This is a genomic window from Hamadaea flava, from assembly GCF_024172085.1.
GTDB classification, from domain to species: Bacteria; Actinomycetota; Actinomycetes; order Mycobacteriales; family Micromonosporaceae; genus Hamadaea; species Hamadaea flava.
Genome location: NZ_JAMZDZ010000001.1, coordinates 1321246 through 1347173 on the forward strand (window position 1 = coordinate 1321246; position 25928 = coordinate 1347173).

The 25928-nt window shown below is 70.0% G+C and carries 28 protein-coding genes and 1 pseudogene; 9 read left to right on the top strand and 20 right to left on the bottom strand.

Going from position 1 to position 25928, the window contains the following annotated elements; all coding sequences use genetic code 11:
* Positions 1 to 3: 3 nt before the first annotated feature.
* From HDA40_RS06460 to HDA40_RS06475, 4 genes and pseudogenes are all read right to left on the bottom strand, one after another.
* Positions 4 to 1101 carry a glycosyltransferase gene (locus tag HDA40_RS06460; protein WP_253752970.1) on the bottom strand — a complete coding sequence of 366 codons (1098 nt, stop codon included), beginning with the start codon at positions 1099 to 1101 and terminating at the stop codon, positions 4 to 6.
* Positions 1102 to 1319: 218 nt separating this feature from the next.
* Positions 1320 to 2447, bottom strand: a pseudogene (locus HDA40_RS06465) (glycosyltransferase family 4 protein); the annotation flags it as partial.
* Between the two features lie 80 nt (positions 2448 to 2527).
* Positions 2528 to 2821 (bottom strand): hypothetical protein, encoded by a 294-nt coding sequence (locus HDA40_RS06470; RefSeq protein WP_253752972.1) that lies wholly within the window; start codon positions 2819 to 2821, stop codon positions 2528 to 2530.
* Between the two features lie 276 nt (positions 2822 to 3097).
* On the bottom strand, positions 3098 to 3460 hold the full coding sequence (locus tag HDA40_RS06475; RefSeq protein WP_253752974.1) for a DoxX family protein: 363 nt from the start codon (positions 3458 to 3460) through the stop codon (positions 3098 to 3100).
* 135 nt (positions 3461 to 3595) lie between these two features.
* Here HDA40_RS06475 and HDA40_RS06480 point away from each other — a divergent pair, with 135 nt between their 5' ends.
* Positions 3596 to 3988, top strand: a complete 393-nt coding sequence (locus HDA40_RS06480) for a winged helix-turn-helix transcriptional regulator (RefSeq protein ID WP_253752976.1) — start codon at positions 3596 to 3598, stop codon at positions 3986 to 3988.
* Positions 3989 to 4070: 82 nt separating this feature from the next.
* On the opposite strand, the gene HDA40_RS06485 is transcribed toward HDA40_RS06480, so the two are convergent.
* A complete protein-coding gene (locus tag HDA40_RS06485; protein ID WP_253752978.1) occupies positions 4071 to 4445 on the bottom strand; it encodes a VOC family protein in 375 nt (124 codons plus the stop codon).
* Positions 4446 to 4581: 136 nt separating this feature from the next.
* Between HDA40_RS06485 and HDA40_RS06490 the strand changes: the two genes are divergently transcribed.
* Positions 4582 to 5976: an HNH endonuclease signature motif containing protein gene (locus HDA40_RS06490; protein WP_253752980.1), complete on the top strand. Its 1395-nt coding sequence runs from the start codon at positions 4582 to 4584 to the stop codon at positions 5974 to 5976.
* 47 nt (positions 5977 to 6023) lie between these two features.
* On the opposite strand, the gene HDA40_RS06495 is transcribed toward HDA40_RS06490, so the two are convergent.
* Positions 6024 to 6221, bottom strand: coding sequence for a hypothetical protein (locus tag HDA40_RS06495; protein ID WP_253752982.1), 198 nt, complete (start codon positions 6219 to 6221; stop codon positions 6024 to 6026).
* An 84-nt stretch (positions 6222 to 6305) separates the two neighbouring features.
* On the opposite strand from HDA40_RS06495, the gene HDA40_RS06500 reads away from it, so the two are divergent.
* Entirely contained in the window at positions 6306 to 6734 is a 429-nt protein-coding gene (locus tag HDA40_RS06500; RefSeq protein ID WP_253752984.1) for a nucleoside deaminase, read from the top strand.
* Positions 6735 to 6867: 133 nt separating this feature from the next.
* Here HDA40_RS06500 and HDA40_RS42020 read toward each other — a convergent pair whose 3' ends face one another.
* Positions 6868 to 8067, bottom strand: a complete 1200-nt coding sequence (locus HDA40_RS42020) for a sensor histidine kinase (RefSeq protein ID WP_253752986.1) — start codon at positions 8065 to 8067, stop codon at positions 6868 to 6870.
* Positions 8068 to 8138: 71 nt separating this feature from the next.
* Here HDA40_RS42020 and HDA40_RS06510 point away from each other — a divergent pair, with 71 nt between their 5' ends.
* Positions 8139 to 8813 carry a response regulator transcription factor gene (locus HDA40_RS06510; protein ID WP_253752988.1) on the top strand — a complete coding sequence of 225 codons (675 nt, stop codon included), beginning with the start codon at positions 8139 to 8141 and terminating at the stop codon, positions 8811 to 8813.
* Here HDA40_RS06510 and HDA40_RS06515 read toward each other — a convergent pair.
* The 6 genes from HDA40_RS06515 to HDA40_RS06540 form a co-directional block, all read right to left on the bottom strand.
* Positions 8810 to 9547 carry a YqjF family protein gene (locus HDA40_RS06515; protein WP_372502849.1) on the bottom strand — a complete coding sequence of 246 codons (738 nt, stop codon included), beginning with the start codon at positions 9545 to 9547 and terminating at the stop codon, positions 8810 to 8812. The two genes, HDA40_RS06510 and HDA40_RS06515, sit on opposite strands and share 4 nt — an antisense overlap.
* Before the next feature lie 174 nt (positions 9548 to 9721).
* Entirely contained in the window at positions 9722 to 10669 is a 948-nt protein-coding gene (locus HDA40_RS06520; protein WP_253752990.1) for a hypothetical protein, read from the bottom strand.
* 77 nt (positions 10670 to 10746) lie between these two features.
* Positions 10747 to 12510: a discoidin domain-containing protein gene (locus HDA40_RS06525; protein WP_253752992.1), complete on the bottom strand. Its 1764-nt coding sequence runs from the start codon at positions 12508 to 12510 to the stop codon at positions 10747 to 10749.
* Positions 12511 to 12772: 262 nt separating this feature from the next.
* On the bottom strand, positions 12773 to 12913 hold the full coding sequence (locus tag HDA40_RS06530) for a hypothetical protein (protein ID WP_253752994.1): 141 nt from the start codon (positions 12911 to 12913) through the stop codon (positions 12773 to 12775).
* Between the two features lie 18 nt (positions 12914 to 12931).
* The gene (locus tag HDA40_RS06535) at positions 12932 to 13084 is read right to left on the bottom strand and encodes a hypothetical protein (protein ID WP_253752996.1); all 153 of its coding nucleotides are present in this window, start codon (positions 13082 to 13084) and stop codon (positions 12932 to 12934) included.
* 86 nt (positions 13085 to 13170) lie between these two features.
* Positions 13171 to 14160: a DMT family transporter gene (locus HDA40_RS06540; RefSeq protein ID WP_253763578.1), complete on the bottom strand. Its 990-nt coding sequence runs from the start codon at positions 14158 to 14160 to the stop codon at positions 13171 to 13173.
* 77 nt (positions 14161 to 14237) lie between these two features.
* Here HDA40_RS06540 and HDA40_RS06545 point away from each other — a divergent pair, with 77 nt between their 5' ends.
* A complete protein-coding gene (locus tag HDA40_RS06545; protein WP_253752998.1) occupies positions 14238 to 15221 on the top strand; it encodes a LysR family transcriptional regulator in 984 nt (327 codons plus the stop codon).
* Here HDA40_RS06545 and HDA40_RS06550 read toward each other — a convergent pair.
* Positions 15218 to 16753 carry a multicopper oxidase family protein gene (locus HDA40_RS06550; protein WP_253753000.1) on the bottom strand — a complete coding sequence of 512 codons (1536 nt, stop codon included), beginning with the start codon at positions 16751 to 16753 and terminating at the stop codon, positions 15218 to 15220. The two genes, HDA40_RS06545 and HDA40_RS06550, sit on opposite strands and share 4 nt — an antisense overlap.
* Positions 16750 to 17172, bottom strand: coding sequence for a hypothetical protein (locus tag HDA40_RS06555; RefSeq protein ID WP_253753002.1), 423 nt, complete (start codon positions 17170 to 17172; stop codon positions 16750 to 16752). The genes HDA40_RS06550 and HDA40_RS06555 overlap by 4 nt, the downstream gene beginning before the upstream one ends.
* A gap of 154 nt (positions 17173 to 17326) precedes the next feature.
* On the opposite strand from HDA40_RS06555, the gene HDA40_RS06560 reads away from it, so the two are divergent.
* Both HDA40_RS06560 and HDA40_RS06565 read left to right on the top strand, forming a co-directional pair.
* Positions 17327 to 18514 carry a sensor histidine kinase gene (locus HDA40_RS06560; protein ID WP_253753004.1) on the top strand — a complete coding sequence of 396 codons (1188 nt, stop codon included), beginning with the start codon at positions 17327 to 17329 and terminating at the stop codon, positions 18512 to 18514.
* On the top strand, positions 18511 to 19176 hold the full coding sequence (locus tag HDA40_RS06565; protein WP_253753006.1) for a response regulator transcription factor: 666 nt from the start codon (positions 18511 to 18513) through the stop codon (positions 19174 to 19176). The genes HDA40_RS06560 and HDA40_RS06565 overlap by 4 nt, the downstream gene beginning before the upstream one ends.
* Here the strand turns inward: HDA40_RS06565 and HDA40_RS06570 are convergent.
* Together HDA40_RS06570 and HDA40_RS06575 are read right to left on the bottom strand one after the other, a co-directional pair.
* Positions 19128 to 19607 carry a GNAT family N-acetyltransferase gene (locus HDA40_RS06570; RefSeq protein WP_253753008.1) on the bottom strand — a complete coding sequence of 160 codons (480 nt, stop codon included), beginning with the start codon at positions 19605 to 19607 and terminating at the stop codon, positions 19128 to 19130. The two genes, HDA40_RS06565 and HDA40_RS06570, sit on opposite strands and share 49 nt — an antisense overlap.
* Positions 19604 to 20209 (bottom strand): TetR/AcrR family transcriptional regulator, encoded by a 606-nt coding sequence (locus HDA40_RS06575; protein ID WP_253753010.1) that lies wholly within the window; start codon positions 20207 to 20209, stop codon positions 19604 to 19606. Before HDA40_RS06575 ends, HDA40_RS06570 begins: the two co-directional genes overlap by 4 nt.
* Before the next feature lie 226 nt (positions 20210 to 20435).
* Between HDA40_RS06575 and HDA40_RS06580 the strand changes: the two genes are divergently transcribed.
* Complete coding sequence (locus tag HDA40_RS06580) at positions 20436 to 22388, top strand: penicillin acylase family protein (protein WP_253763579.1); 1953 nt, start codon at positions 20436 to 20438, stop codon at positions 22386 to 22388.
* Positions 22385 to 22933 (top strand): GNAT family N-acetyltransferase, encoded by a 549-nt coding sequence (locus HDA40_RS06585; protein ID WP_253753011.1) that lies wholly within the window; start codon positions 22385 to 22387, stop codon positions 22931 to 22933. Before HDA40_RS06580 ends, HDA40_RS06585 begins: the two co-directional genes overlap by 4 nt.
* An 11-nt stretch (positions 22934 to 22944) precedes the next feature.
* On the opposite strand, the gene HDA40_RS06590 is transcribed toward HDA40_RS06585, so the two are convergent.
* The 3 genes from HDA40_RS06590 to HDA40_RS06600 form a co-directional block, all read right to left on the bottom strand.
* Positions 22945 to 23838 carry a carbohydrate ABC transporter permease gene (locus HDA40_RS06590; RefSeq protein WP_253753012.1) on the bottom strand — a complete coding sequence of 298 codons (894 nt, stop codon included), beginning with the start codon at positions 23836 to 23838 and terminating at the stop codon, positions 22945 to 22947.
* Entirely contained in the window at positions 23838 to 24734 is an 897-nt protein-coding gene (locus HDA40_RS06595) for a carbohydrate ABC transporter permease (RefSeq protein ID WP_253753013.1), read from the bottom strand. The genes HDA40_RS06590 and HDA40_RS06595 overlap by 1 nt, the downstream gene beginning before the upstream one ends.
* A gap of 76 nt (positions 24735 to 24810) precedes the next feature.
* Positions 24811 to 25863, bottom strand: coding sequence for a LacI family DNA-binding transcriptional regulator (locus tag HDA40_RS06600; RefSeq protein ID WP_253753014.1), 1053 nt, complete (start codon positions 25861 to 25863; stop codon positions 24811 to 24813).
* Between the last annotated feature and the right edge of the window lie 65 nt (positions 25864 to 25928).

A 25928-nucleotide genomic window follows, 5' to 3' on the forward strand; every position in this document is an offset into this window, starting at 1 on the left:
ACTTCACGGCAAGTCCTCGTGCACCCGGAGGAAGCCCCGGACGGCGGCCGCCCAGCTGAACTCCTCGGCGCGTCGCCGGGCCCGTTCGCGGGCGTCGGGACGGCCGAGCAGGCTGAGCACCTCGGCCGAGAAGTCCTCCCCCGGAGCGGACGCGCCGGCCGAGCCGAGAACGCCCGAAAGGGCGCTCGAGGCGCTCGCCACGACGGGCGTACCGCAGGCCGATGCCTCCAACGCGGCCAGCCCGAACGTCTCGATCGGCCCGGGGGCGAGCACCACGTCGGCGGTCGCCTGCAACGCCGCCAGCTCCGCCCGGTCACTGATCCATCCCGTGAACGACACCGGCAGGCCCTCCGCCGCCTTCGTGAGCCGGGTACGCAGGGGTCCGTCGCCGACGATCACCAGCCGAGCGGGTACGCCCCGTGCCCGCAACGCAGCCAGCGTCGTGAGCGCCCGCTGCGGCCGCTTCTCCACCGACAACCGTGTCGCGCAGACGAGCAGGATCTCGTCCGGCTCCGCCAACGAGGTACGCAGCTCGGCCGACCGGCGGCCGGGATGGAAATGATCGAGGTCCACGCCGAGGGGAACCTGGACGACGTTGGCCGCCCCGGCGTGGTGGAACTCGTCGGCGGCCCATTCAGTGGTGCAGACGATCCGGTCGTATGCCCGCGCAGTGGCCCGGTTCAGGCTGGTCGCCAGCCTCCGGCGTACGCCACCGGGCAGCCGGGTGACCCGGAGCAGCCCGTTGAGGCTCTCGTGGGAGACCATGACCGAGCCGATCCGCTGCTCTTGCGCCCAGGCCCCGGTCCAGCGCAGCGTCGTCCGGTCGGAGACCTCCAGGCTGTCCGGCTTCAGCTCGGTCAGCGTGCGTACCAGTTCTTTCTTGTTCAGCAGGACGCGGTAGCCGCCGAGGCCGGGCACGACGGGGCCGGGCAGCGTCACCACGCGGCCCTGCGGGTGCTGCTCGTCGGCGGCCCGCTCGCCCGGCACGACCAGGATCGGCTCGTGACCTGCGGCGGCGTAGCCGACCCCCAGCTCGCGCAGGGCGGTACGCAACCCGCCCGAACGTGGCGTGACGAAGTTCGCCAGCCGGACGATCCTCATCGGACAGACTCCTTGACGGCCGTCTGCCCCGCCGGGACCTCATGCCGTGGAGCCTCGCGCCGTGGGACCTCATGCCGTTGAGCCTCGTGCCGTGGAGCCTCATGCCGTTGAGCCTCATGCCGTTGAGCCTCATGCCGTTGAGCCTCATGCCGTGGAGCCTCGTGCCGTTGAGCCTCGCGCCGTGGGACCTCATGCCGTGGGGCTTTGTGCTGTTGGGCGTCGTGCGCCGGGACCGGCCGGCCGAGCACCGCCGAGTAGTGCCCGATCAGCTCGTCGCCCAGCGCCGCCCAGGTACGCTCGGCGACCGCCACCCGAGCCGCCAGCCCCATCCGCTGCCGCAGACTGGGACTGGCCGCCAGCCGGGCCACCGCCTCGACGATCGCGCCGCCGTCGTCGGGCGGCACGAGGAAGCCGGTGACGCCCGGGTCGACGAGATCGATCGGGCCGCCCGAGGCCGGCGCGACGACCGGGACCCCGCTGGCGTGCGCCTCCTGGATCGTCTGGCAGAACGTCTCATGCGGTCCGGTGTGGACGAACACGTCCAGCGCGGCGTAGATCATCGCCAGGTCGAGGCCGCTCTTCGGGCCGAGGAACAGTGCCCGGGGCAGGGCACGTTCGACGGTGCGCCGCGTCGGGCCGTCACCGACCACCACCACGCGTACGCCCTTCATCCGGGTCACCTCGGCGAGCAGGTGCACCCGCTTCTCCTGGGCGAGCCGGCCGACGTAGCCGACGATCAGCTCTCCGTTGGGGGCCAGCAGCTCCCGCAGTTCGTCCGACCGATGCGACGGATGAAACAGTCCACTGTCGACACCTCGGCCCCACAGCTCGACATCGCGCACGCCGTGCGCGGTCAGCTGCTGGGCGGTCGCCGACGAGGGCGCCAGCGTACGCGCCGCCCGGCCGTGGACGGCGGCGATCCAGCGCCAGGCCGCGTCCTGCACAGCGCGTACGCCATAAGCCTCGGCGTAGCCGGGCACGTCGGTCTGGTAGACCGCGACCGCCGGGATCCGCAGCGCCTGGGCCGCGCGCGCACCCCACGCGCCGAGCACGAACGGGCTGGCCAAGTGCACGACGTCGGGTCGGAACTCCCGCAGCGCGGCGGCGATCAGACCGCTCGGCGGCGCGATCCGCACGTTCGTGTAGCCCGGGAACGGCATTGAGGGCACCCGGAACACGGGATACTCGTTCGTGGGCGCGTGCTGCAGCAGCCGGCGGCGCGGACGCGGCGCGACGACCATCGGCTCGTGGCCGCGCGCGAGGAGATGGTCGCAGACCCGCAGCACCGAGTTCGCGACTCCGTTGACGTCCGGGGCATAGGACTCCGTGATGATCGCTACCCGCATGGCCGCAGGCTACGAAGATCACCTGACGGTCAGGAGGACTGCGAGCATCCATCAGCTTCCCTTTGGATGCCCAACAGCCGTCAGGTCGTGGGGAACGGGTCGTCGGGGAAGACCACCGCCCACACCACTTGCTGCTGGTCGCGTACGGGGGAATCGCCGGAGGTCCCGACCGCAGCGCACCACTCCTCGACGCGGTACGCGCCGTCACGGACTGCCTGCGCGAACTCGTCACGGAACCACTGATGCCGACCGGACGCGATGGCGCCCCGCAGATCGGCGAGCGTATGCGGATCGAGGTCGTGGGCGTAGACGCGGAGCACCTGATCGAGGCGGAGACTGACGCCCGCGTGCGAGAACTGCTCAGAAGAGATCATGATTATCGCCGTGAGGGGTCGGCGCCACCGGCGGTACGGCGGCGGAAGTGGCCGGTCCGTAAACGTCCGGTGACACCCTACGCACAAACCCCCGTCTCACGGCAAGACCCGTACGCAAACGGGGTCGCCCGACAGGCCACCTCCCCTTCCGACACCGCTCTACCCGGCCCCTATTCCCAGCGGATCAGGGATATGCCGGGAATCTTGGGCCGGGATCGCAGGCATATCCGTGATCTGCCGCTCAAAGGGCGGCACCGCAAGCGCGAGGGCGGCGGCTCAGGAGGCGGCAGCGAGCCAGGCGGTGACGACCGCGAGCCCGAGCAGCACGATGTTGAGCCCGATCAGCCGCGCCTCACCCCGCGACAGGTGCAGGGCGATGCCGCCGACCTGGATCAGGGCGAGCCCGATCGCCGCCGCGATCGCCAGGCCGGGCAGGATGCCGGTCAGCTTGGGCAGGACGAGACCGATCGCGCCCAGCACCTCCAGCGTCCCGATCGTGCGGACGAGCGGCAGCGGCAGCTGGTCGACCCAGCCCATCATCGGCCGCAGCTGATCCGGCGACTGCGCGATCTTCTTGCCACCGGCGTACGCGTAGAACAGGGCGAGCAGCCCGGCCAGGATCCAGTAGGCGACGTCCATGAGGGGCCCTTCCAGGATGGTTACCGTTGGTAAGTAGCCTCATGATGCGTCAGTTTCGTCAGGCGTACAAAAGGCACACGCATGTACGTAGGGCACAACGCCGTCAGAATCAAGCGGTCAGCATCAGGGAGCGCAATGTCGGACTACGAGCACACCTGCCTGATTCGGGGCGACGGCGGAGCGACGCTGCGCGAGATCCTCGACCAGATCTGCAACAAGTGGACGCTGCTCGTGGTCGCGACGCTCGACCAGGGGCGGCTGCGGTTCACCGATCTGCATCAGCAGATCCCGGGGATCTCGCAGCGCATGCTGACCCTGACGTTGCGCAACCTGGAGCGGGACGGGCTGGTGGCCCGGGAGGCGTACGCCGAGGTGCCGCCGCGCGTCGAGTATTCGCTGACCGCCGTCGGCAAGAGTCTCATCCCGCCCGCGCTGGCGCTGGCCGGCTGGGCCATCGAGCACGTACCGCACATCGAGGCGAGCCGCGCGGTGTACGAGCCCAGAACCAAAGCGGCACAACGAAGCTAAGGCATTCGTACGCTTCGCCGCTACTCTGTGCCGGCGCGTCTGTCCACAGTGATCGCCGAGGTGCTGCTGGGCGCTCGTGAATTCAGCTGGGGTGGATCGCGCAGAACAGTACGCCGTCCGGCGCAGCGAGCACGGTCCATCGATGCGGCTCGTAGACCTCCCAGGCGACCTGCGCCCCCGCATCGATCAGCGCCGGCAACTCGGCCAGGTCGTCGAGACGGATGTCGAGATGCACGAGTCCCCGGCCGCGATCAGGATCACTGGTCGGGCTGATCCACACATCCGGCTGACGGCCGTCCGGATCGCGCAACAACACCGACTCGCCCTCTGCCAGCGTGCGATTCCGCAACGCCGCCGCGTCCTCCGGCACCGGCGGCAAACCCAGCGCCAGCGACCAGAACGGCCCTGCGGCGTACGCGTCCCGGCAGTGGATCACAATCGAGTTCAGCCTGCTCATGGCCGGTCATCGTCGCACATCCACCTCCTCACTACCCGTCATTTATCAGGAGCTGTTTCGCGAATACGACGGGCACGCTGTGACGTCCGTCGCTTGTGGACAGCACGACTGTTGATCGTGGCACATTCTCGTGACCTTGACCCCCTGGAAGGCGCCGGACGGTTGTTCTAACGTTGACTCTGTGAACGGGGTGTTGGCACAGGTGGAAGCAGGTGTGGCCGAGCTGGCCACCGGTCCCCTGTGGACACTTTCGGACACCGAGATCACCGACGAAGTACGCCGTGTCCACGCAACGATCCAAGCCCTGTCAGGCCGGTTCCTGACGTTGATCGGAGCGGCCGACAGCCGCGACATCCCGCACAACGCGGGCGCGACCGGCACGGCGAACTGGCTGTCGTATCTGCTGGCGATGCGCCACCGCGACGCACAGGCGTGGACGAAACTGGCCGGAATGCTGCCCGCGGTCCCGGTGGTCGAAGCGGCCCTGGCAGACGGACGCGTGAACGTCGAACAGGCCCGGGTGATCGCCAAGACCGTGCACGACCTGCCCTCCGGAGTGGGTGAGCTGGGCAAGGCGAAAGCCGCCGAGGTGCTGACCAAACTCGCCACTGATGACCGACTGCTGCCGGAAGTGCTGGAGAAGCATCAGCGGCAGATCCTGGAGACGGTCGCGCCGGAGATCGCCGATGACAAGCTCCGCAGGGATCTGGACCGCGCCGAACGCTCCGCCTACGACCGCCGTGACTTCACCCTCATCCCCTACGGCGAAGGCGAATACCGAGTACGTGGCATCCTCGACACCGAAGCAGCCGCGATCGTGCGCACCGCGCTGGATCCGCTGTCCGGGCCGCGCAAACCCGCCCCGACAGTGGCCGCCGCGATCGGCGCAGATGCGTGCGGCGGTTCAGATGCGGTGAACGATGATTGCGCTGCCGCCCGCGTGGTGCCGGGTGAGCCAGACCCGCGCTCGGCCGGAGCCCGCCGTGCCGACGCCTTGGTCGAGGTATGCCAGCGGATCATGGACGCCGGTGAGCTGCCCGACAACGGCGGCGAGAAGCCACACCTGACGATCACCCTGCCCTGGGACGCCCTCCAAGCCAAGGTCGCCGCAGGACTGCTCGACACCGGCGACCTGCTCACCCCGGAAACCGTGCGACGGCTCGCGTGCGACGCGATGATCATCCCAGCCGTGCTCGGCGGCGACGGTCAGGTCCTCGACGTCGGCCGCGCCCGACGGCTGATCGACGGGCCGTTGCGCCGCGCACTGGTGTTGCGGGACAAGGGCTGCGCCTTCCCCGGTTGCGAGAGACCACCGCAGTGGTGCCACGGCCACCACCTCAAGGCTTGGGCAGACGGCGGAACCACCTGTCTCGCGAATTCCGTGCTGCTTTGCGGCTTTCATCATCGCGAGATCCACCACGGACTCTGGGAAGTCCGCATGAGACCCGACGGTCTCCCCGAATTCCTCCCACCGGCCTTCGTCGACCCGCTCCGAAGAGCAGTCCGCAACACCCTCCACCGGCGCTGCTGAGGTCAAGTGGCTTGAGTGACAAGTACCTGCCGCGACGACACGTGTCGTCAGCCGCGGCGGTCGTACAGCCGGTCGACGTGGCGTACTGCGCCGATCAGCATGCCCGCGAGCAGCCAGCAGCCCGCGCCGAAGAGCACACCCGCCGGGAACTCCATGAAGTAGGCCAGCCCCGCTCCGACCACCAGGAGCAGCAGCGTGTCGAAGACGAGCAGGCTGCGCAGCACGATGAGGGCGTACACGCTCACGCTGACAGGATGCGGCTTCGGGAAACGCCGTGGGCTCAGAGTTTCCTCAGAGCGTGCGATGATCATCGGTATAGCCTGTGACCTATGATCAGCGCACAGGACGAGACCCTGCTCCGGCGGGCCATCGAGATCGCGGCGGAGGCCGTCGACTCAGGCGACGCACCCTACGGTTCGCTGCTGGCCGATGAGAACGGCACGATTCTCATCGAGGAGCACAACACGGTCAGGCGGGACAACGACATCAGCGCCCATCCGGAGTTGAAGCTCGCCCGTTGGGCGGCTCGCGAACTCGACCCGGAGACGGCGGCGCGGACGACGATGTACACGAGTTGCCAGCCGTGCGGCATGTGCTCCGGCGGCATCATCCGGTCCGGGCTCGGCCGCGTCGTGTACGCCCTGTCCGCCGAGCAGCTCGTCGAGTTGAACCCGGGTTCGGCGTGGCCGACGGTGCCCCAGGAGGGCCCAGCTCTCTTCGAGGCGGCCCGCGTCCCGATCGAGACCTATTACCAGTGAGTCAGGGGGCGGCCGGGGCGACCCGGCCGCCCACCCCCCGTTCGACCCGCTAAATGATCTCATGGCCGGCTGGTCAGGGCATCGCTACTAAGATCGACTTCGGCATACCGCAGAAGTTGTAGTCGGGGTAAACCTAGGCTGTAATCCCCTCGGGGGTGGGCAGTGTGAGCACCACCTGAAAACCGCCGCCGGGGCGCGGCCCAGCGGCCAGGCTTCCGCCATAGAGGCGCGCCCGTTCGCGCATGCCGATGAGGCCGTGACCCTCGTGGGAGTTCCCCGGATCCTGCCGAGTGCTCGCCCCGTCGTCGGCGACCGTCGCCAGGAACTCCTCGCCCCGGAAGTCCAGCGTGACCGTGGCGCTGGCCTCGCCGGCGTGCTTGAGCACGTTCGTCAGCGACTCCTGGATGACCCGGTACGCGCACAGATCCAGCCCGGCGGGCAGGGAGCGGCGCGGGCCGAGCACCTCGACCTCGGTGGGTACGCCGGCCGCCCGCATCCGGTCGGCGAGCCGCTCGACCAGTTCGACGCCGGGTGCGGCCTCTTGCGGCGGTTCGGTCGCCCCGGCCGTCGGCGCCCGCAGCAGGCTGAGGATGCGGCGCAGCTCCTCGTTGCCTTCCCGGGCCGCCCCGGCGATCACCGACAACGCCGAGCGCGCGGTTTCGGGTTGGCTGTCGAAGACGTACCCGGCCGTCCCGGCCTGGACGGCGATGACCGACATGTGATGGGCGACGATGTCGTGCAGCTCCCCCGCGATCCGCATCCGCTCGTCCGCCACCGCTCGCCGGGCCCGATCGGCCTGCTCGCGGTGGAGCCGTTCGGTGACCGCGGCCAGCTCGACGTTACGCAGTGTGAGTTTGCGGGCGTTGTCGCCGAACTTCCAGACGGCCATGAAGATGACGACCGCCATCACCATCACGGTCGCCATCGACGAGTCCGGCGTCCGCAGGCCGGAGTAGACCCAGACACCGGCCAGCGCGACGGCCGAGGTCAGGCCCATCCATCGGGGCCGGTCGGCCGTGACGGTGTAGAGCGCCACCAGACTTCCGTACGCGTTGAGCGCCGGAAAATAGCCGAGCCCGATGAAGATCAGCCAAGACAGCCCGCAGACGATCACCACGGCCACCGGGAACCGCCGCCGGAACGCCACGGGCAGGTTGGCCAGCCCGGTCAGCACGTAGCCGGTCGTGTCCAGCGACAGCCACTCGTTGTGCTCCTCGCGCCCGATGAGCACGGCCAGCGTGGTGTAGCCGACCGCGAGCAGGACATCGAGCAGCGGGGGGAACTGGGGCAGCCGAGGAATCGTGAGGCGGCGCCGGGAGCGGGCGTCAGGCACGGCCGAAGCCTACTCGCGGGTCTACTACAGAAGTTGCAGACGATGCGACTCCGCACGGTACTATCCTGCGCGTGGTCCGGGTCCTCGTCGTAGATGATCAGATTCTGATCCGGGCCGGCTTGGTAGCTCTGCTCAACGCCGCTCCGGGGATGGAAGTCGTCGGCGACGCCGCCGACGGCAAGCAGGCGATCGCGATGGCGGCCGAGCACAGTCCCGACGTGGTCGTGATGGACGTGCGGATGCCCGGTCTCGACGGCATCTCCGCGACCCGCCAGATCGTCTCGCAGGGCGACCCGCCGCCGCGGGTCCTGATCCTGACGACGTTCGATCTCGACGAATACGTCTACCAAGCGCTTCGCGAAGGGGCCAGCGGCTTCCTCCTCAAGGACACGCCGCCCGAGCGCCTCCTGGCCGCGGTCACCACGGTCGCCGCGGGCGACATGCTTTTCGCGCCGACCGTCACCCGGCGGCTCATCGAGGCGTACGCGCCGTCGGGGGTGCCCGGCGCCGGCGAGTATGCCGACCAGCTCGCCACGTTGACCGCGCGGGAACTCGAAGTCGTCCGCTGGGTGGCCCGCGGCCTGTCCAATCAGGACATCGCCGATCAGCTCGTCGTCTCCGAGGCGACGGTGAAGACGCACCTCAACCGCGCCATGGTCAAGCTCCGCCTGACCAACCGCGCTCAGGCCGTCGTGTACGCGTACGAGGCGGGCCTCGTGACGCCACGTCGCATGCAGGCGCCCTAGAGCAACCGGCCCGGCCCGAACTTCACCGGTACGCCCGGCGAGTAGAGCACGCTCACCGGCGGCCCGTCCGGCACCGGTACGCCGCTCGCCTCGCGCAGGCCGTCGTCGAGGTCGAGGAGTTCGGCCCGGTGCAACGGCCATTCGGGATGCTCGTTGGGCAGGTAGAGCGTACGGCCGTACCAGGACACGTGCAGACCCCAGCGCGCGGTGACGAACCGCTCCAGCGGACTCGGCTCGGCGATCGGCGCGCCGATCCGTACCGTCACCCGGCTCGGCAGCCCACGCGGGCCGGGCCAGCGGCGGCGAGAGGTGTAGGTGATGAGGTCTTCCGAACGCTGGATGCGCATCGACGACCAGATGTACGGAAGCCGCAGCGCGGCCCGGCCACAGAGGACCGGGATCAGCCGTGCGGCGTCCAATGATCGGAACACCACCCCACGGCGGCCCGCGTCGTCCACGGAGTACAGGCGTACGTTGGTCTCGGGGAACGTGCCGAGGTAGGGCAACCCCGGTCCGGCCAGCAGCCCGACGCGGTACATCTCGAAAGGCACCAGCCCCACGTAGGTGACGCCGTCGAGGGTGTCCGGGCGCGTACCGGCAGGCAGGAGTCCGGCGACCAGCGCGGGGTCGATCGGCCAGTGCAGCAGGGTCAGCCGCCGCCACTCCTGGACCAGCAACCGGCGGCGTACCGGTCGCGGGGTCAGCGGGGTCACCGGTTCGACGGCCACTGCCACGGCCACTCCTCAGAACACGACGTCAGTACACGACGTCAGAACACCACGTTGAGCAGGACGGTCAGCAGGATCGACAGCCCGATCGAGACGGCGATCATGATCAGGCAGCCTGTCGCGCCGCCGAGCGGCCGCACGTCCCAGTTCCCGATGCGCACCCTTTGATCCTCTCACCGATCAGGCCGCCCCGAGGAGGTCGCGGCGTTCCTGTTCCAGCTTCGCCGCCTTGTCGGCCGCCGCGAGCCGGCGGGCATCGAGCCGACCGCGTACCTCGCCGACGGCGTCCGCACAGAGTTCGAGGTCCATCCGGGCTTCCCGGATCTGCTCCCGCACCTTCAGATCGGTGAAGATGTTGTCGAACCAGACGTCGAGGAAACGGGTCATGCCGTCGACGGCTAGATTCGGCAGCTGGACGCGGAACCCGGAGACGTCGTCGAGCTCGGTCCGCAGGACGGCCAGCAGCTCACTCGCCTCCCCCACCGCGCGGGCGGCCGCGTCGAGCCGATCGTGCTTCATCGTGCTGCTGAGCGCGCCGCCGCCGAAGAACGTGTCGTAGGTGGACCAGCCCGACGCGCTGCTCAGCAACGATTGTGCGGCGGCCAGCGCCTGGGCGGCCGCCTCGGCCGCGTCGATCGCCTCGGCCAGCTCCGTGATCTCCCCGTCGAGCCGTCCGCGGTCCGCCGCCAGCGTCAACAGGCGGCGTCCGGCTGGTCCGCCCGCCCGCGCCAGGAGTTCCTCTTTCTCGTCGAGGATCTGCTCGTACGCGTACCGCGCGTCGCCAAGGTCGAGCAGCCGAGCCTCGGCGGCCGAATGTTCACGGTCGACCGCGGCCAGCCTCGCCTCCGCGTCGGCGAGCTTGAACGCGGCGGCCACGGCTTCGGCCTGTTCCCGCGCCAGCGCCTCGTCCCGGCGCCCCCGGAGCGTGGCGAGCACCGAACTCAGCGACAGCCGCCCGAGCGCGTCGACGTCCCGCTGCTCCGTCGTCGCGCGTACGCGCAACTCCGCTACTTGATCGTGCAACGCCTTTTGGCGTACCAGTAGGTCTTCGCGACGGGCCTCGGTGACCTCTTGCTCGCTCAGGGCCGCGGCGGCCGCGGTCAGGCGGGTCTCGATCTCGGTCAGCATTCGGCCAGTGCAGCACGTGTCCGCAAGCGCGGGGGGGTGCGCCGGGGACCGGTGGGCCCGATCCCCGGCGCGGACGCTCACCAACCGACGGCGACCAGAAGGTACTGGGGATTGCCGTGGGAGACGAACGACGACTGCCCTGCGTAGTCGTCGTAGGGGAACCCATACGCGAGCCGGTCGATGGCGTGGTCGTGCCAGAACTTGGCGTAGTAGTTGGCCGGTCCGGCCTGGTAGTACAGGCTGGGCGTCGACCATTGGGCCTGCGGCAGGTGCGCGACGTGCCGGTTCAGCGCCGAGCACATGCCGGCGTCGTTGGCCAGGACGCCGGCGCAGCCGAAGATGTCGGACGTGGGCGCGGAGACCCCGACCGTATTGGCGTAGCTGGTGAAGTAGGCGGCGTTGACGCCGCCGGTCCGGAAGCTGGGGTCGCTGCCGGGTGCGATGATGCGGTAAGGCGCCTGGGTCTGCGCCAGTACCTTGAACTCCTGCGGTACCTCGTTGATGAACTTCTGGAAGGTGACCGCTCGGTCCTCGGCGAAGGTGGCCTGGTCCTCGCCGACCGACACGTCGTACCCGTCGTGAGCGTGCAGGCGCATCGCGAGTTTGACGCCGAACGCGTCGACGCGGGTGGTGTTGCCGTTGAAGACCGACGCGCCCACGGTGAACTCGATGAAGTCGTAGTACTGGCTGGTCGGCGAACCGAGGTAGAAGTACATCCGGCCGGCCGAGTTCACGGGCATGTCGAGGTAGGGCTGCTCGGCGATGGAGTGGGTCTGCCCGTTGAAACTCCAGTACACCTGACTGTCGGGGTACTTGCCGTTGGTGCGGTTGAGCACCTTGACCATGACGACGTTCGTGGCGGGCGGGATGGTGCTGGTGTCGCCCCAGAACGAGTCGCTCGTCGGCGACGGGGTCGGCGTCGGGCTCGGCGAGCTGGTGGATCCCGTCGTGCGGACCGTGAACTCCCACAGCGAATAGCCGTACGCCGTCGCGCGAGCCGTGCCGTAGACCCGGATGTAGCGCCCCGAGCCGTTCACGGTGAGGGTCTGGGTTCCGCCGGTGCCCGTGGTGGTGCTGTAGACGGATGTCCAGGGACCGCTCCCCGAGGCCGCCACCTGCACCTGGTACGCCGTCGCGTACGCCGCCTCCCAGGTCAGCGTGACCTGGCAGACGGTCTGCGTCGAGCCGAGGTCGACCTGGAGCCACTGCGGGTCGGCGAACGCGCTCGACCAGCGCGTACCGGTGTTGCCGTCGACCGCGGCGCTCGCCGGGGTTCCGGCGTTCTCGGTGGAGGAGGCGGTGGCCGGCTTGCTGAGTGCGGCGTTGCCGGTGCCGCAGGCGGAGGTGGTGAACTCCCCGTAGACCTGGAACTCCCACAGCGAATAGCCGTACGCGGTGGCCCGCGCCGTGCCGTTCACCCGCACGTACCGGCCGGAGCCGCTCACGCTCAGGTTCTGCACCCCGCCCGTTCCGGTGGTGGTGCTGTAGATCGTCGTCCAGGGACCGCCTGCGGCGGCGGACACCTGGACCTGGTACGCCGTCGCGTACGCCGCCTCCCAGTTCAGCGTGACCTGGCTGAGGGTCGCGGTGGCGCCCAGGTCGACCTGGAGCCACTGGGGATCGCTGAACGCGCTGGACCAGCGCGTACCGGTGTTGCCGTCGACGGCGGCCGACGCGGGGAAGGTGGCGTTCTCTGTGGACGACGCGGTGGCGGCCTTGCCTTGGGAGATCAGGGTCGGCGCCGCCCCGGCGCGGGTCGCGAGGCCGACGGCCGTCGTCAGCCCGAGCACGAGGGCGAGGGAGGCGAGGAGAGCAAACGTTCTCCGAGAGCGGGCAGGCATGAGCGGCTCCCTGGGGACGGTGGGCAGGACGCGGCGGTGCGTCCTGCCGGGGGACGGATGAGAGAGCGCTCTCTGGCAAGAGACTCGCGACCATCCCGGTCGATGTCAAGACATCGACGCGCGACCGCGCCAACTTGGCACGGCCGCGCATCGGCTCAGCGACGGCTCACTGATAGCTGCGGATCACGGTTACGCAGGCCAAATCAGCCCACCGAAGCATGCACAACCGTGATCCGCAGGGAACCCTCCGGGAGGACCAGGGTCAGCAGCGCCCGAGGTCTTCCCATTGCGCCGTCCAGCCCGGCTCCGAGCCCTGGGTCCACCAGCGCGCCCGCCACAGGTGCAGGCCGTCGCCGGACTTCGGCCCGGACGGGTCGCCGTACTTGCTGCGCTCGTGCACCACCCGGTCGCCGGTGTATCCCTAGTGGACGAAGCTGCCACGGAACTGCTGCGTACGCTCGACGAACTCGGCGCGCCGGCCGGACCGGTGGTCCTCGCCGGCGGCCTGCTCACCGGGCGTACCGCCGTAACCGCCGCCCTCACGCGCGCCCTCACCGAGCGCGGCGTACCACACTCCGTGGCAGGCGACCCCGCCCTATCCGCCGCCCTCCTCACCCTCCCCACCCCGTCGACCCACCACCCCACCCCTCGCGCCGTTGATCATGGAGTTTCCGGAGACGACACACCGGCGACGCCACAGCTAACTCCATGATCAACACGGCTCGCCCCCGGCCCGGAGCGGGCGTCGGGAGCGAGGGCTGGAGCGGGATCGGGAGCGGAGGCGGGGGTCGGGGCGGAGGGGCGGGTGACGAGGGCGACGCCGCCCAGCACCAGGAGCAGGCCGAGTCCCGCGCCGATGGACAGGCGTTCGCCGAGGAACAGTGCGCCCCAAGCCGAGCCGAACACCGGCACCAGGTAGGTCACCGTGAGCGCGCCGGTCGAGCCGAGCTGGGCCACCAGCCGATAGAAGAGCACGAAGCCCAATGCCGTGCACGCCAGTGCCAAGGCCAGCACCGCCGCTGTCACGGACGGGCCGGGCAGCTCCGCGGGCGGCAGCGCCGCCGCGAGTGGCAGCAGCAGCACGGCCGCTGCGAGTTGTTGGCCGGTGGCCACCGAGATGGGCGCGACGCCGCTGAACCGGGTCGCCGCGTAGATCCCGCCGGCGGCGTAGAGCAGGGCGGCGACCAGGCTGGCCGCTACGGATGCCCAGAGGACCGGGCCGGGGTCGATCGGCCCGAGCCCGACGAGCACCGCCACCCCGAGTACGCCGACCATGACCCCGGCCAGTTTGCGTACGGTGAGCGGCTCGCGGAGCCACCAGGCCGACAGCAGCAGGCTGAACATCGGCGTGGTCGCGTTGAGGATCGCCGCCAGGGACGCCGTCAGGTGGAGTTCGGCCGCCGCGATCAGAGTGAACGGGGCGGCTGCCGACAACAGTCCGAGCATCAGGTAACGCCACCGATCGCGCCAGGACGGACGCCGCCGCAGGACAGTGACGATCGCGAGCAACGCCAGGCCGGCGAGGGCGACCCGGGCTTCGATCAGCGCGACCGGGCCGAGATCGCGTACGCCGATCCGGATGAACAGGAACGACGCGCCCCACAGCGCGGCGACGGCGATCAGGGTGAGCAGGCTGGACCGGCGAGGCATCGTCACGCGCATTACTGTGCGGGGACGGGCTAGAACAAGTCCAACATGTACAACTCTGGGAAGCATGAGGCTGAGTCATGAACCTGGCGCAGTTGAGGGCACTGGTCGCGGTCGCCGACGCCGGTGGCTTCACGAAGGCGGCCGTGACGCTCGGCCTGACCCAGTCCGGCGTCAGCCACGTGGTCGCCGCGCTCGAACGGGAGCTGCAGCTGCCGCTCGTCACGCGTACGCGGGGTGGTGTGCGGCTGACCGTGCACGGGCAGCTGATCATCGGGCACGCCCGAGAAGCCGTCGCCCGGGTCGAACGGATCAGCGAAGTCGCCGCCACCGCCACCCGGCGACGCCGACGCCGGATACGCGTGGCCGCCTTTCCCAGCGCGGGTCAGCTCCTGCCCTCGCTGATCGCCGCGTACGCCGTCCGCCTTCCCGAGGTGGCCGTGGTTCTCCTGGAGGGCAGCGACGCCGAGGTCCGGACGTGGCTCGACGACCGGCTCGTCGACGCTGGGGTGGTGGCCGACCTCGACGGCGACCCAGCCGCTGAGGCGTCCGGCGTGGTGCTGCATCGCGATCGGATGCTCGCCGTCGTCGACCCGGGCCATCCGCTCGCGGGGCAGCCGTCGGTCCAGCTCGCCGAGCTGGCCGACGATCCGTTCCTGTTGTCCGACAACGGATGCGAGCCGCTCTTGCACCGTCTGTACGCGGACGCGGGCGAGCCGCTGCGACCGCAGCGCCGGATCCGTGACATGGCGACGTTGCTCGCCCTCGTCCGGGAGCAGCTCGGGGTGACGGTCGTTCCCGAGCTGTCCCTGACCGGAGCCGAGGGCCTGGTCGCGATCCCGCTCGATCCACCGGCGCACCGTGTCCTACGACTGGTCCCGGCCGACCCGGACGACGCAGACCTCGCCGTCCGCACCCTGCTGACGGTCGCCACGGCAACAGCCGTCGAGCAACCTGGCCACTTCGGCAGCGACCGGCCGAAAAAGACCCGGCGACGACCGGACAGCGAAGCGGCCGCCCGGCTGGACGACACGGTCGACCAGCCGGCGGCAGAGAGCTGCTAGACCACCTCGAAGTTGGCCATCATCATCATGTCCTCGTGTTCGAGGTTGTGGCAGTGCAGGACGTACTTGCCGCGATATCCCGCGAACTTCACGAGCAGTTCGGCCCGGCCGCCGTTGTCGAGGTTCACGGTGTCCTTCCATCCCTGCTCCGAGCCGTTCAGGAGTTGGAATCCGGCCAGGTGGATGTGGAACGGGTGCTCGACGTTCAACGCTCGGATCGTCCACTTCTCGACGGTGCCGAGCTTGGGGCGCGCGACGACGTAATCCTCGCTGAACGGCCGGCCGTTCACCGTCCACAATGTCATGCCGTTCATCTCGGCTCCGCCCCGCGCGAAGACGATCTGCCGTTCGGCGACTGCCTGGTCCGGGCTGAGCTGCTCGCGGGCGGCGAGCTTGTCCGGGATCCGGCTGTCGTCCGACGCCGTACGCGTGACGACGAACCGCATCACGTCCGCCGTTCCGCCCCGGCCGTTTCCGTTGCGCAGAGTGATCTGCTTGCCGAGCGGGAAGCCGGAGAAGTCCACGATGACGTCGTACCGCTCGGCCTGGGCTATCTCGATCGTCTTCGTCCGGACGGGACGTTCGAGCAGGCCGAGGTCGCTGCCGATCTGGACGAAGGACGCACCCCCATCGAGGGTGAGCTTGTATCGCCGGGCGTTGGAGGCGTTGAGGACGCGGAACCGGTAGCGAGCCGCCTCGACCTCCAGCACCGGCCACGGAGCCCCGTTCACCAGTACGCAGTCCCCCAGTACGCCGCTGACGTAGTCCTTGGTGACGCCGGGGGTGTTCGCCAGCGACGGGTCGACCGAGGGATACCGGAAGGAGCCGTCGGCTTCGAACGCGCGGTCGGCGATCATCAACGGGATGTCCCGATCGCCGGTGGGCAGCCCGAGCGACTCCTCCAGATCGTCGCGGATCAGGTGGAAGCCTGCCAGCCCCCGATAGACCTGCGGTCCGGTGAAGTCCATGCGATGGTCGTGATACCAGAGCGTGGCGGCCGGCTGGTCCAGCTCGTAGACATAGTCCCGGGGGCCGGTGGTCATCCGCCCGCTGTGACCGTCATGCGGGCCGGTGCCCATGATGAGGTCGGTGGGATAGCCGTCGTGCTCCGGAGCCACCTTGCCACCGTGCAGGTGCACCGACACCGGCACCGGCAGCTCGTTGCGATGGGTGACGACGGTACGCCGGCCGGCCCGGGAAACGAGCGTGGGTCCGGGGAAGATCCCGTTGTAGCCCCACACCGTCGTCGAGACGCCGGGCAGGATCTCGGCCTTCGCCGCCTTCTGCGTGATCTCGTAATAGTCGGTGGTTCCATCGGTGCGTACCGGCTTCAGCACGGGCGGGATCGGCAACGGGACCTGGAACCGGCCCGGCAGATCGAGCTTGCTGGTCAGGAGGCTGCCCGCACTGCCCTGCGCGCTGTTGTTGGCGCCGCCGGAGGCGATGATGCCGTCACATCCGGCGAGCCCAGCCCCGGTGAGGGCGGCGCCACCGGCGGTCAGCAGGGCACGGCGGGAGATGCGGGAGGTCATCGCAGCCCCCGCAGCCGCTGGACGAGCAACGCGAGCAGGCCGGTGAGCGCGCCCCAGATCCCGTTCGTGAGCAGCACCGGAATGAGGGCGAACCCGAGGAGTGACGGGTCGAGCCCGGCCCCCGGGTCGTCGGCGAAGACTCCCACCACGCCGCCGATCGCCAGCTCGATCAGCCCGTACGCTGCCCCGGCCGCCGTCAGTGTGAGTACCGGCCGCTCGATCCGGCTCAGGCCGACGACCGCGATCCAGATCGCCGAGATCGCGGCGAGGACGGACAGGTGGGTGACGGCGTCGCCGAAGGTGTCGGCGAGCCCGGTCACGCTGACCAGCGGATGCACGAGGGCGAGCCCGCCGAGCCCGAGGATCAGTGGCCACGGCAGCCGCCGGAGCCCATCGTTGAACTGCTTGACGTCTTCCATGCGGCCAACGCTAGGAACGAACGGGCGCCCGGCCATCGGACCACGATCGCGACTCTCGACCGGCCTCGCCGCCCCTAAGGGTCGTCACCGGTTGACCCCGGAAGTCGTCGTCAGGCGACGTTCAGCAGGTCGCGGGCGGCCTAGCATCGGGACCATGGAGCAAGCGCGGGCCGATCATCCAGTCGCGCCCTGGGTGGTGGACCTGCTGTTCGGGGCCTTCGTGACGCTGGCGATCGCGCTGATCATCGCCACCGACCGGGTCGACCGGGCGGCGGGGGTCATGCCCGGGATCGCGGCGTACGCGTTCGCGGTGGGCTTCGGCGCGCTGATGCTCATCCGGCGGCGTACGCCCAGGGCGGTGCTCGTCGCGACGACGCTGGGCCTGTTCGCGTACTACACGATGGGGTACCCGGCGATCGGCGTCGCGGTGCCCGTCGCCGCCGCGCTCTATTCGGCGGCCGAGCTGGGGCTGCTGCGGCCCGCGATCGTCACCGCGGTGGTGGTGGTCTCGGTGTCGTGGTACTTCCGCTTCCGCGGCGGCGAGCCGGCCGCGTACCTCCTCGGCTATGAGCTGATCTCCAACGTGGCGCTCCTGGCGGCGGCCATCGCGCTCGGCGACGGCGTACGCTCCCGCCGGGTGATCCGCCGCGACGAACAGGAACGGCTGACCAGGGAGGCCGAGCACCGGATGCAGCGGCAACGCGAGGCGCTCGCTCGCGACCTGCACGACTCGATCGGGCACACGATGTCGGTGATCGCCTTGCAGACGAACGTAGCCGCCGAGGCGATCGAACGGGGCGACGCGGCGGTCGCCGCCAAGGCGGTCGGCATAGTCCGCGACACCGGCGAGCAGACGATGCGCGAACTGCGCGGCACCGTCCGCCTGCTGAGCGCAGACGACCGCGCCACCGACCCGAAACGCGACGGCGCAGACGACCGGGCAGACGACCACACTAGAACCGCTGTCGTGTCGCTGCGCGATCTCGACGGGCTGATCGCGTCGGCAGCGGCGGCCGGCCTCACCATACGCTCCGATGTAGACACCCAGCTCGATCGGATCTCGCCGGCCATCGACGCGGCGGCGTACCGGATCGTCCAGGAGGCGTTGACCAACGTGATCCGCCACGCCCACGCCCGGAACGTCCACATCGCACTGCGTCAGGACGGTGGCACGCTGCGACTGGCGGTCACCGACGACGGCCGGGGCGGGCCGATCGCACCGACCGGCCATGGCATCCGGGGCATGAGCGAACGCGCCCGCCTCCTCGGCGGCAGCGTCACGGCGGCCGAGGAGAAGGCCGGGTTCACCGTGTCCGCCACGCTCCCGGTGAGGCTGACGTGATCCGGATAGTGATCGTCGACGATCAGGAACTCGTCCGCGCCGGTCTGCGTACCCTTGCCGAGAGTGAGGGGGACATCGCGGTCGTGGGCGAGGCCGCGACCGGGAGCGACGCGGTGTCTCTGGTAAGACGAGAGCGACCTGACGTGGCGCTGATGGACATCCGCATGCCCGGCCTGGACGGGCTGGAGGCGACCCGGCGCATCGTCGCGGACCCGGAGCTGCGCGACGTCCGGGTCCTGGTGCTGACCACATTCGACGAGGATGAGCACATCGCGGCGGCGTTGCGGCACGGCGCGTCCGGCTACCTGCTGAAGGACATCCGGCCGGGCGACCTGCGGCACGCGATCCGGGTGGTGGCCGGGGGCGAGGCGCTGCTCTCACCGGCCGTCACGCGCAAGGTCATCGCGAGCTACACGAGCGTACGCACTCGGCCTGAGCTCCTCGGCACATTGACCGACCGCGAACGCGACGTGCTCCGCGAGATCGCCCTGGGCCGATCGAACGCCGAGCTGGCCGCGCGGCTGCACATCAGTGCGGCGACCGCGCGGACCTACGTGAGCCGGCTGCTGGCCAAGCTCGCCGCCCGCGACCGTGCCCAGCTGGTCGTCCTCGGCTACGAGAGCGGGCTGGTGCGGCCGGGCGAGCTGAGCGCCTTGGCGTAGCAGAGGCTCAGCTCCCACTGGTCGTAGGGCGGGTAGTTCGGGATGCGGACGAAGCCCGCCCGCTCGTAGACCGCGATCGCCTCCGGCTGCCGGGGTCCGGTCTCGAGCCGCATGCTTGTCAGTCCATTCGCGACAGCCAGGTCTTCGACCGCGCCCATCAGGCGGCGGCCGATCCCGAGTCCACGGTGGCCCGGCCGCACGTACATCCGCTTCAGCTCCGCGTCGCCGTCGCCGAGCGCCTGCAGCGCGCAACAGCCGGCCGCCTGCCCGTCGACCAGTGCCAGCAGGAACCGCGCCCGTTCCCTCACCTGCGGGTGATCGAACTCGATCTCCTCCGGGTAGCGGGCGTCCAGCTCCGCGCGCAGCTCCCGCACGAGCGGCTCCACCCGCGCGTCCTCGGCGTAGGTCTCCACGATCTCTACAGTGGTCATTCGATTCCCATCCACAACAGACTCAGGTGGGTGTCCAGGACCGCCACGATGAGGTCCGGTGGGTACATCTCAGGTGTGGCGACGGCGCTGAGCGACAGCCCGTCCACCACCGCCACCAGGGCTCGCACGCGCCGTTCCAGATCGCGGGGCACCAGTCCCCCATCCGACTGGTACGCCTGACGCAGCAACCCGGTCAGCCGGGTGAGCCAGGACTGATGGCGTACGTCGTGTTGCCGGCGTAGCTCCGGATCGGTGCGGGCGGCGAGCAGGAAGTACGCCCACACGGTCGAGCCGAGCCGGCGGTCCTCATCGAGCGGCAGCCCTTCCAGCAACACCGACCGCAGATGCCGACGGGGATCGTCGTGCTCCGGCAGCTCGTCGATCCGGGCCGCCATCCGCCGGTGCATGACGTCCCGCGCGTGGATCAGCAGCGCGTTCTTGTTCTCGAAGTAGTGCGCCACCCGCCCGGTCGTGCACTGCGCCGCGGCCGCCACCGTACGCAGTGTCAGCCCGTCGAGCCCGTGGGCGCCGACGACCTCCCAGACCGCGCGGGACAACTCCTCGCGGCGCTGCGCGTGGTCGACCTGCCGGGGCACGCTCACCTCTTTTTCATCACGCCCGTTACGTAACGCCCGTGACGCTACCCCGCCCCCATTACGCCCGCGTTACATGCCTCGCTGGGGCTTTCCGCTGGGCTGCAGATCACGGCTACGCATGCCGCCTCGGCCCGGTTTCGCATGCGTGTCCGCGATCCGCAGGGAATGGAGCCCGGCCGAGGGCTCTGCTACATTAGGGCAGCCTAACCTAAGAGACCGAGAGGCGAGCGTGATCGAGATCTACCGGGACGCCTGGGGCATCCCCCACGTCCGCGCGGGCGGCCATGCGGAGCTGGCCTTCGGGCAGGGTCAGGTGACCGCGCTCGACCGTGGCCCGCAGCTCGAGGTCGAACGGCGGCGCGCCGAGGGCACGAGCGCCGCGCTGCTCGGGCCGGACGCCGTCGAGTGGGACGTCTTCGCCCGGCGTGCCCGGATCGCCGCCACCGCCCGGCGCTGTTTCGACGCCCTCGACGCGGCGACGCGTACCTGGGTTAGGGCCTATGTGGACGGTGTGAACGCCGGTCTGCCGCAGCCGACGTGGCAGCAGTGGACGCCGCTGGCGGTCTGGCTCGGCGGGCACGTCCTGTTCACCGGGCTGCCCGCGAAGCTCTGGCGTGGCCTGGTCCGCGAGCGGATCGGCGAGCACGCCGTCGACCTGTTCGCCATGGACGGCCCCTATGTCGCGGGCAGCAACGGCTGGCTCGCGCGTACTGCGGAGGGGACGACCATCGCCGGGGATCCTCATCGGATCCTGGAGGATCCCGGGGTCTACCAGCAGATTCAGCTGGCCTGTCCCGAGTATGACGTGATCGGGCTGGCCATCCCGGGCTGTCCGGGCATCGGCCACTTCGGACACACCGGCTCCGTCGCGTGGGCCGTCACCAACGCAATGGCCGACTATCAGGACCTGTTCGCCGAGCAGCTCCGGCGCCGCGAGGGCCAGGTCGAGGCGCTCGGCCCCGAAGGCTGGCGCGCGGCCGATGTGCGTACCGAGGTGGTCGAGGTCGCGGGCGGCGATCCCGTGGTGGTCGAGACGATCGAGACCGACCGCGGGCCCGTGGTCACCGCCGAGTCCGCGCCGCTCAGTCTCCGCGATCCCGCGATGGTACGCACAACGATGGGCTTCGCCGCGCTGCCCGCGCTGCTCCGCGCCCGGACGGTCGAGGACGTCGACCGAGCCCTGGACGACTGGGCGTTCCCGGTCAACGTGGTGCTGGCGGCCGACACCGCAGGTGGCACGCTGCATCGCGTCGCGGGCCTCGTGCCGCAGCGCCCGGAGGCAAACCGCCGCTACGTCGTCCCCGCTGACGAGGGCGCGTACGCGTGGACGGGCTGGCAGCCGATGCCGAGCGCCCCGGTCGGTGACGTCGCCGTGATGGCGAACCAGCGCGGGATCGCCGCCGAGCTGGGCGTGGAGTTCGCGCCGGCGCACCGGGCCGACCGCATCCGATCGCTCATCGAGTCCGGGGCAGCCGTCGCCGAGATCCACACCGACACCCACCTGGCCTCGGCCGAGCCGCTGCTGTACCTGGTCGCCAAGCTCGACAAGCTATCCCTCGGCGCGGCCGAGGCCCAGCATCGGCTCGTCGGCTGGGATCGGCGGATGGCGGCCGACAGCACCGACGCCACCCTGTTCGCCGCCGTCCGCGGAGCGGTCGTCAACGGCCTCGCGAGGCATCCGGAGCTGGCCGCCCTGAGCGCGCCGAACGACCACCCCGCGATCTTCCAGCCCTGGCTGGCCGCCCGCCCCCGGATCGCGTACGCCCTGGAGCACCTGCTGCGCAGCGACCTGATCCCGCCGGGCGACCTGCTGGAGATCGTCCGCTCGGCCGTCGAGGACGCCGCCGCCCAGGACTATCCAGTGTGGAGCGCTGTGCACCGGATCGCACCCTGGCAAGCCGTTCCGACTGAGGAGGACTGGCCGGGGGTGGCCGGCGACCACGACTGCGTCCTGGCGACGTCAAGCGTGCCCGGGGTGACCGAGCACTGCTTCCGCGCCCCCGCCGCCCGGTACGCCTGGAACGTGGCCCGCCGCGAGGACAGCGGCTGGGTCGTCCCGTTCGGGTCGTCCGGCGATCCCGGTTCCCGCCACTACCGCGATCAACTGCCGTCCTGGCTGGCCGGGAACCTGCTGCCGGTAGTCGCCGACTGGCGAGAACTGCGCTCGGGACGAGGTACGCGATGACGGTCTTCACGCAGGAAGTGCCCGGCTTCGGCGAGGTGGGTCTGCGTACGGTCGAACCGGTCGCCGACGCTCCCCTGCTCCACCGGTGGGTCACCGAGGAGCGGGCGCGCTTCTGGGGCATGGGCGACGCCGACCTCGCCCGCGTTCAGGAGATCTATGAGTACCTGGACTCGCTCGACACGCATCACGCGTACCTGGCGGTGCTGGGCGGGCAGCCGGTCGCGCTCTTCCAGACCTATGAGCCCGACGCCGACCCGGTCGGCGAGTGCTACCCGGTCGAGCCCGGCGACATCGGCGTACATCTGCTGATCGGGCCACCCGTCGACGGCCGCCGGCCCGGCTTCACCGGAGCGCTCCTGAGCGTCCTGCTCGCCTACCTGTTCGCCGACCCGTCGCGTACGCGTGTCGTCGCCGAGCCCGACGCGCGCAACACCAAAGCGCACGAGCGGCTGATGCGGGCCGGGTTCGTCCTCGGAACCGAGGTCGACCTCCCGGAGAAGCGGGCCCGGCTGGCCTTCCTCACGCGCACTGGATGGGCGCTCTGATCAGAGCGCTGTCAGCCTTTGACCGCGCCCTGCATGATGCCGCCGATGATGTGGCGGCCCAGGATGCCGAACAGCGCCAGCAACGGCACGGTGGCGATGAGCGTGCCGGTCAGCGACAGCGAGTAGTCCTGGACGTAACCACTGGCCAGAGTGGACAGTGCGACCTGCACGGTCGGGTCTTCCGGGGTGAGCACGACCAGCGGCCAGAAGAAGTCGTTCCATGCCGTCATGAAGGTCAGCATGCCCAGGACGGCCGCGGCCGGTCGGGACGCGGGCAGCACGACGTGCCAGAAGATGCGGATGGTGGAGCACCCGTCGGCGCGGGCCGCTTCGAGGAGTTCGGTCGGCACCGCCTCGCGCAGGAACTGCGTCATGAAGAAGACTCCGAACGCGCTCACCAGCGACGGCGCGATCACGGCGTACATCGTGCCCGCGAGATGGGCCTTGATCATGATCAGGTAGAGCGGGATGATGCCGAGCTGCGTCGGCACCATCATCGTCGCCACGATCATGAGCAGCAGCGCATTTCGGCCCCGGAAGCGCAGTTTGGCGAAGGCGAATCCGGCCAAGGTGGAGAACAGGACCACGCTGACCGTGATCGCGCCGGAGACGACGAAGGAGTTGGTCAGCGCGCGCAGGAACGGCACGGTGCCGAAGGCACGGTCCAGGTTCTCGAACAAGTGGCTGCCGATCCCGAACGGCGGCGGGACCGCCCCGAGCACGGAGTTGTCCTGCGAGGCGACCACGAGCGACCAGTAGATCGGGAAGCCGGAGAAGACGGCGAGCCCGGCCAGCGTCAGGTACGCCAGCTTCCCCGGCCGCCGCTCGGCGCGATAAGGCTTGCGGCGTACGCCCCGGACGACGGCGACCCGAGAGCCGGATCGGGTGGGCGTGAACGTCGTCATCAGGACCTCCGCAGACGGCTGGTGAGGAAGTAGTTCGCGATGGCGGCCAGCACGATCACGCCGAACATGGCCCAGGCCGCCGCCGCGGCGTACCCGAAGTCGAACCGGGTGAAGCCGGCCTCGTAGAGATAGAGGCCGAGGGTCTGGAACTGCCGATCGGAGCCGCCGGTGGTCGAGGAGCCGCCGAACAGCAGGGGTTCGGCGAGCACCTGCATGCCGCCGATGGTCGAAACGATGACGGTGAAGATGACGGTGGGCCGGATCGCGGGCAGGGTGATCCGCGTGAGCTGCTGGAAGCCGCTCGCGCCGTCCAGTTCGGCGGCCTGATAGAGGTCGCGCGGCACGGCCTGCATCGCGGCCAGGTAGATGAGGGCGTTGTAGCCGGTCCACCGCCAGATGATCATCACCGAGATGGCCACCTGGGACGACGCCGTCCCGGCCTGCCAGTCGATGTGCCCCGCGCCGAACAGGCCGAGCACCCAGTTCACCAGGCCGTACTCCTTGCCGAAGACCTGGCTGAAGATGAGCGCGACGGCGGCGACCGAGGTGATGTTGGGGAGCAACGCGGTCAGCCGCCAGAACGTCGGTGCTCGCAGCCGTTGGTTGAGGGTGTTGGCGAGGAACAGCGCGGCGACCAGTTGCGGGACGGTCGACAGCACCCAGATCTGGGCGGTGTTGCGCAGCGCGTTCCAGAAGCTGGAGTCGGTGAACAGCGTCGTGTAGTTCGCCAGGCCGATCCACGGGTGGTCGTCTTCGAGCAGGTTCCACTCGTGCAGCGACACCCATCCCGTGTACGCCAACGGGAACAGCCCGAAGCTCGCGAAGATCAGGAAGAACGGCACGACGTACAGGTAGGGCGAGCCCTTGACGTCCAGCCGATACAGGAAAGACCGCATGCGGCTCCTTCGGAGTGAATCGGAGAGCGCTCTCCGAGCGAGCATGCGACGGCTCGCTCCCCCTGTCAAGAGGGCGTCAGGCGGACTGCCGCACCACGAGAGTGGGTTCGAACACGACGGACGTCGTCCGCGCGGCGGGATGCTCCAGGTGGAACATGAGCATCCGGGCCATCTCCGCGGTCATGTCCTCCACCGGCTGGCGTACGGTCGTCAGCGGCGGGCGGCAGGACGAGGCGGCGCTGCTGTCGTCGAAGCCGACGACGGCCACGTCCTCGGGGACGCGCCGGCCCGCCTCGCGCAGCACATGGACGGCTCCCTGCGCCATCACGTCGCTGGCCGCGTACACCCCGTCGAGTTTCGGGTGCTTCTTGAGCAGGCGCTGCATGGCCTGTTCAGCGCCCTCCTGGGTGAACCCGCCCTCCTCGGCGGGCACGTCGGCGATCCCGTGGTCGGCCAGCGCGGCCCGGAACGCGGTCAGCCGGTCGTGCCCGGCCGGCATGTCGAGCGAACCGGCGACCGACACGATGCGCTTGCAGCCCCGGGTCAGCAGGTGCTCGGCGGCGAGCTTGGCGGCCGCGTTCTGGTCGACGTCCACGTAGTCGATGGCGGTCGGCAGCGACGGCCGTCCGAACAGGACTGCCGGGGCCTTCGCCTCGGCCAGCTGGCGCGGCAGCGGGTCCTGCGGCTGCAACGAGATCACCAACGCGCCGTCGAGCTGGCCGCCCCGCAGATCGGAGATCAGCTTGCGCCGGGCGGCGGCAGAGCCCACCAAGGTCAACGGCACGTGTACGCCCAACGGCGCGAGCACGCTGAGCGCCCCGCCCAGCACCCGGCCGAAGAAGGGGTCGCCGAGGAACCGGCTGTAGAAGGGATCGTCGGCGGTCCGGTTCTCGGCCTCGGAGACCACCAGCGCGACGACGTCGGTCCGCCGGGTGACCAGCGATCGGGCCGCCCGGTTGGGGACGTAGCCGGTGGCGGCCACGGCGTCCCAGACGACCGAGTGCAGCGCCGGGTCGACGTTGCGGGTGTTGTTGACGACGCGCGAGACGGTGGCCCGGGACACGCCGGCCACCTTCGCGACGTCCTCCAGCGTCGGGGCGCGCCTCCCCGTGGGCTCTCCCAAGGCCATGCGGTCTTTATAGCATGAGTGGAGAGCGCTCTCCATCGCACTCTCCGACGCGGTCGAGTACGCGG

Bases quoted from the DNA above. Each gene is read 5' to 3' on its own strand.
- HDA40_RS06480 (WP_253752976.1), top strand. From the start codon at position 3,596: ATGTCGGACTACGAGCACACCTGCCTGATTCGGGGCGACGGCGGAGCG.
- HDA40_RS06560 (WP_253753004.1), top strand. From the start codon at position 17,327: ATGGAGCAAGCGCGGGCCGATCATCCAGTCGCGCCCTGGGTGGTGGAC.
- HDA40_RS06585 (WP_253753011.1), top strand. From the start codon at position 22,385: ATGACGGTCTTCACGCAGGAAGTGCCCGGCTTCGGCGAGGTGGGTCTG.
- HDA40_RS06540 (WP_253763578.1), bottom strand. From the start codon at position 14,160: ATGCCTCGCCGGTCCAGCCTGCTCACCCTGATCGCCGTCGCCGCGCTG.
- HDA40_RS06485 (WP_253752978.1), bottom strand. From the start codon at position 4,445: ATGAGCAGGCTGAACTCGATTGTGATCCACTGCCGGGACGCGTACGCC.
- HDA40_RS06590 (WP_253753012.1), bottom strand. From the start codon at position 23,838: ATGACGACGTTCACGCCCACCCGATCCGGCTCTCGGGTCGCCGTCGTC.
- HDA40_RS06545 (WP_253752998.1), top strand. From the start codon at position 14,238: ATGAACCTGGCGCAGTTGAGGGCACTGGTCGCGGTCGCCGACGCCGGT.
- HDA40_RS06600 (WP_253753014.1), bottom strand. From the start codon at position 25,863: ATGGCCTTGGGAGAGCCCACGGGGAGGCGCGCCCCGACGCTGGAGGAC.
- HDA40_RS06595 (WP_253753013.1), bottom strand. From the start codon at position 24,734: ATGCGGTCTTTCCTGTATCGGCTGGACGTCAAGGGCTCGCCCTACCTG.
- HDA40_RS06550 (WP_253753000.1), bottom strand. From the start codon at position 16,753: ATGACCTCCCGCATCTCCCGCCGTGCCCTGCTGACCGCCGGTGGCGCC.
- HDA40_RS06460 (WP_253752970.1), bottom strand. From the start codon at position 1,101: ATGAGGATCGTCCGGCTGGCGAACTTCGTCACGCCACGTTCGGGCGGG.
- HDA40_RS06555 (WP_253753002.1), bottom strand. From the start codon at position 17,172: ATGGAAGACGTCAAGCAGTTCAACGATGGGCTCCGGCGGCTGCCGTGG.
- HDA40_RS06525 (WP_253752992.1), bottom strand. From the start codon at position 12,510: ATGCCTGCCCGCTCTCGGAGAACGTTTGCTCTCCTCGCCTCCCTCGCC.
- HDA40_RS06520 (WP_253752990.1), bottom strand. From the start codon at position 10,669: ATGCTGACCGAGATCGAGACCCGCCTGACCGCGGCCGCCGCGGCCCTG.
- HDA40_RS06475 (WP_253752974.1), bottom strand. From the start codon at position 3,460: ATGGACGTCGCCTACTGGATCCTGGCCGGGCTGCTCGCCCTGTTCTAC.
- HDA40_RS06500 (WP_253752984.1), top strand. From the start codon at position 6,306: ATGATCAGCGCACAGGACGAGACCCTGCTCCGGCGGGCCATCGAGATC.
- HDA40_RS06570 (WP_253753008.1), bottom strand. From the start codon at position 19,607: ATGACCACTGTAGAGATCGTGGAGACCTACGCCGAGGACGCGCGGGTG.
- HDA40_RS06470 (WP_253752972.1), bottom strand. From the start codon at position 2,821: ATGATCTCTTCTGAGCAGTTCTCGCACGCGGGCGTCAGTCTCCGCCTC.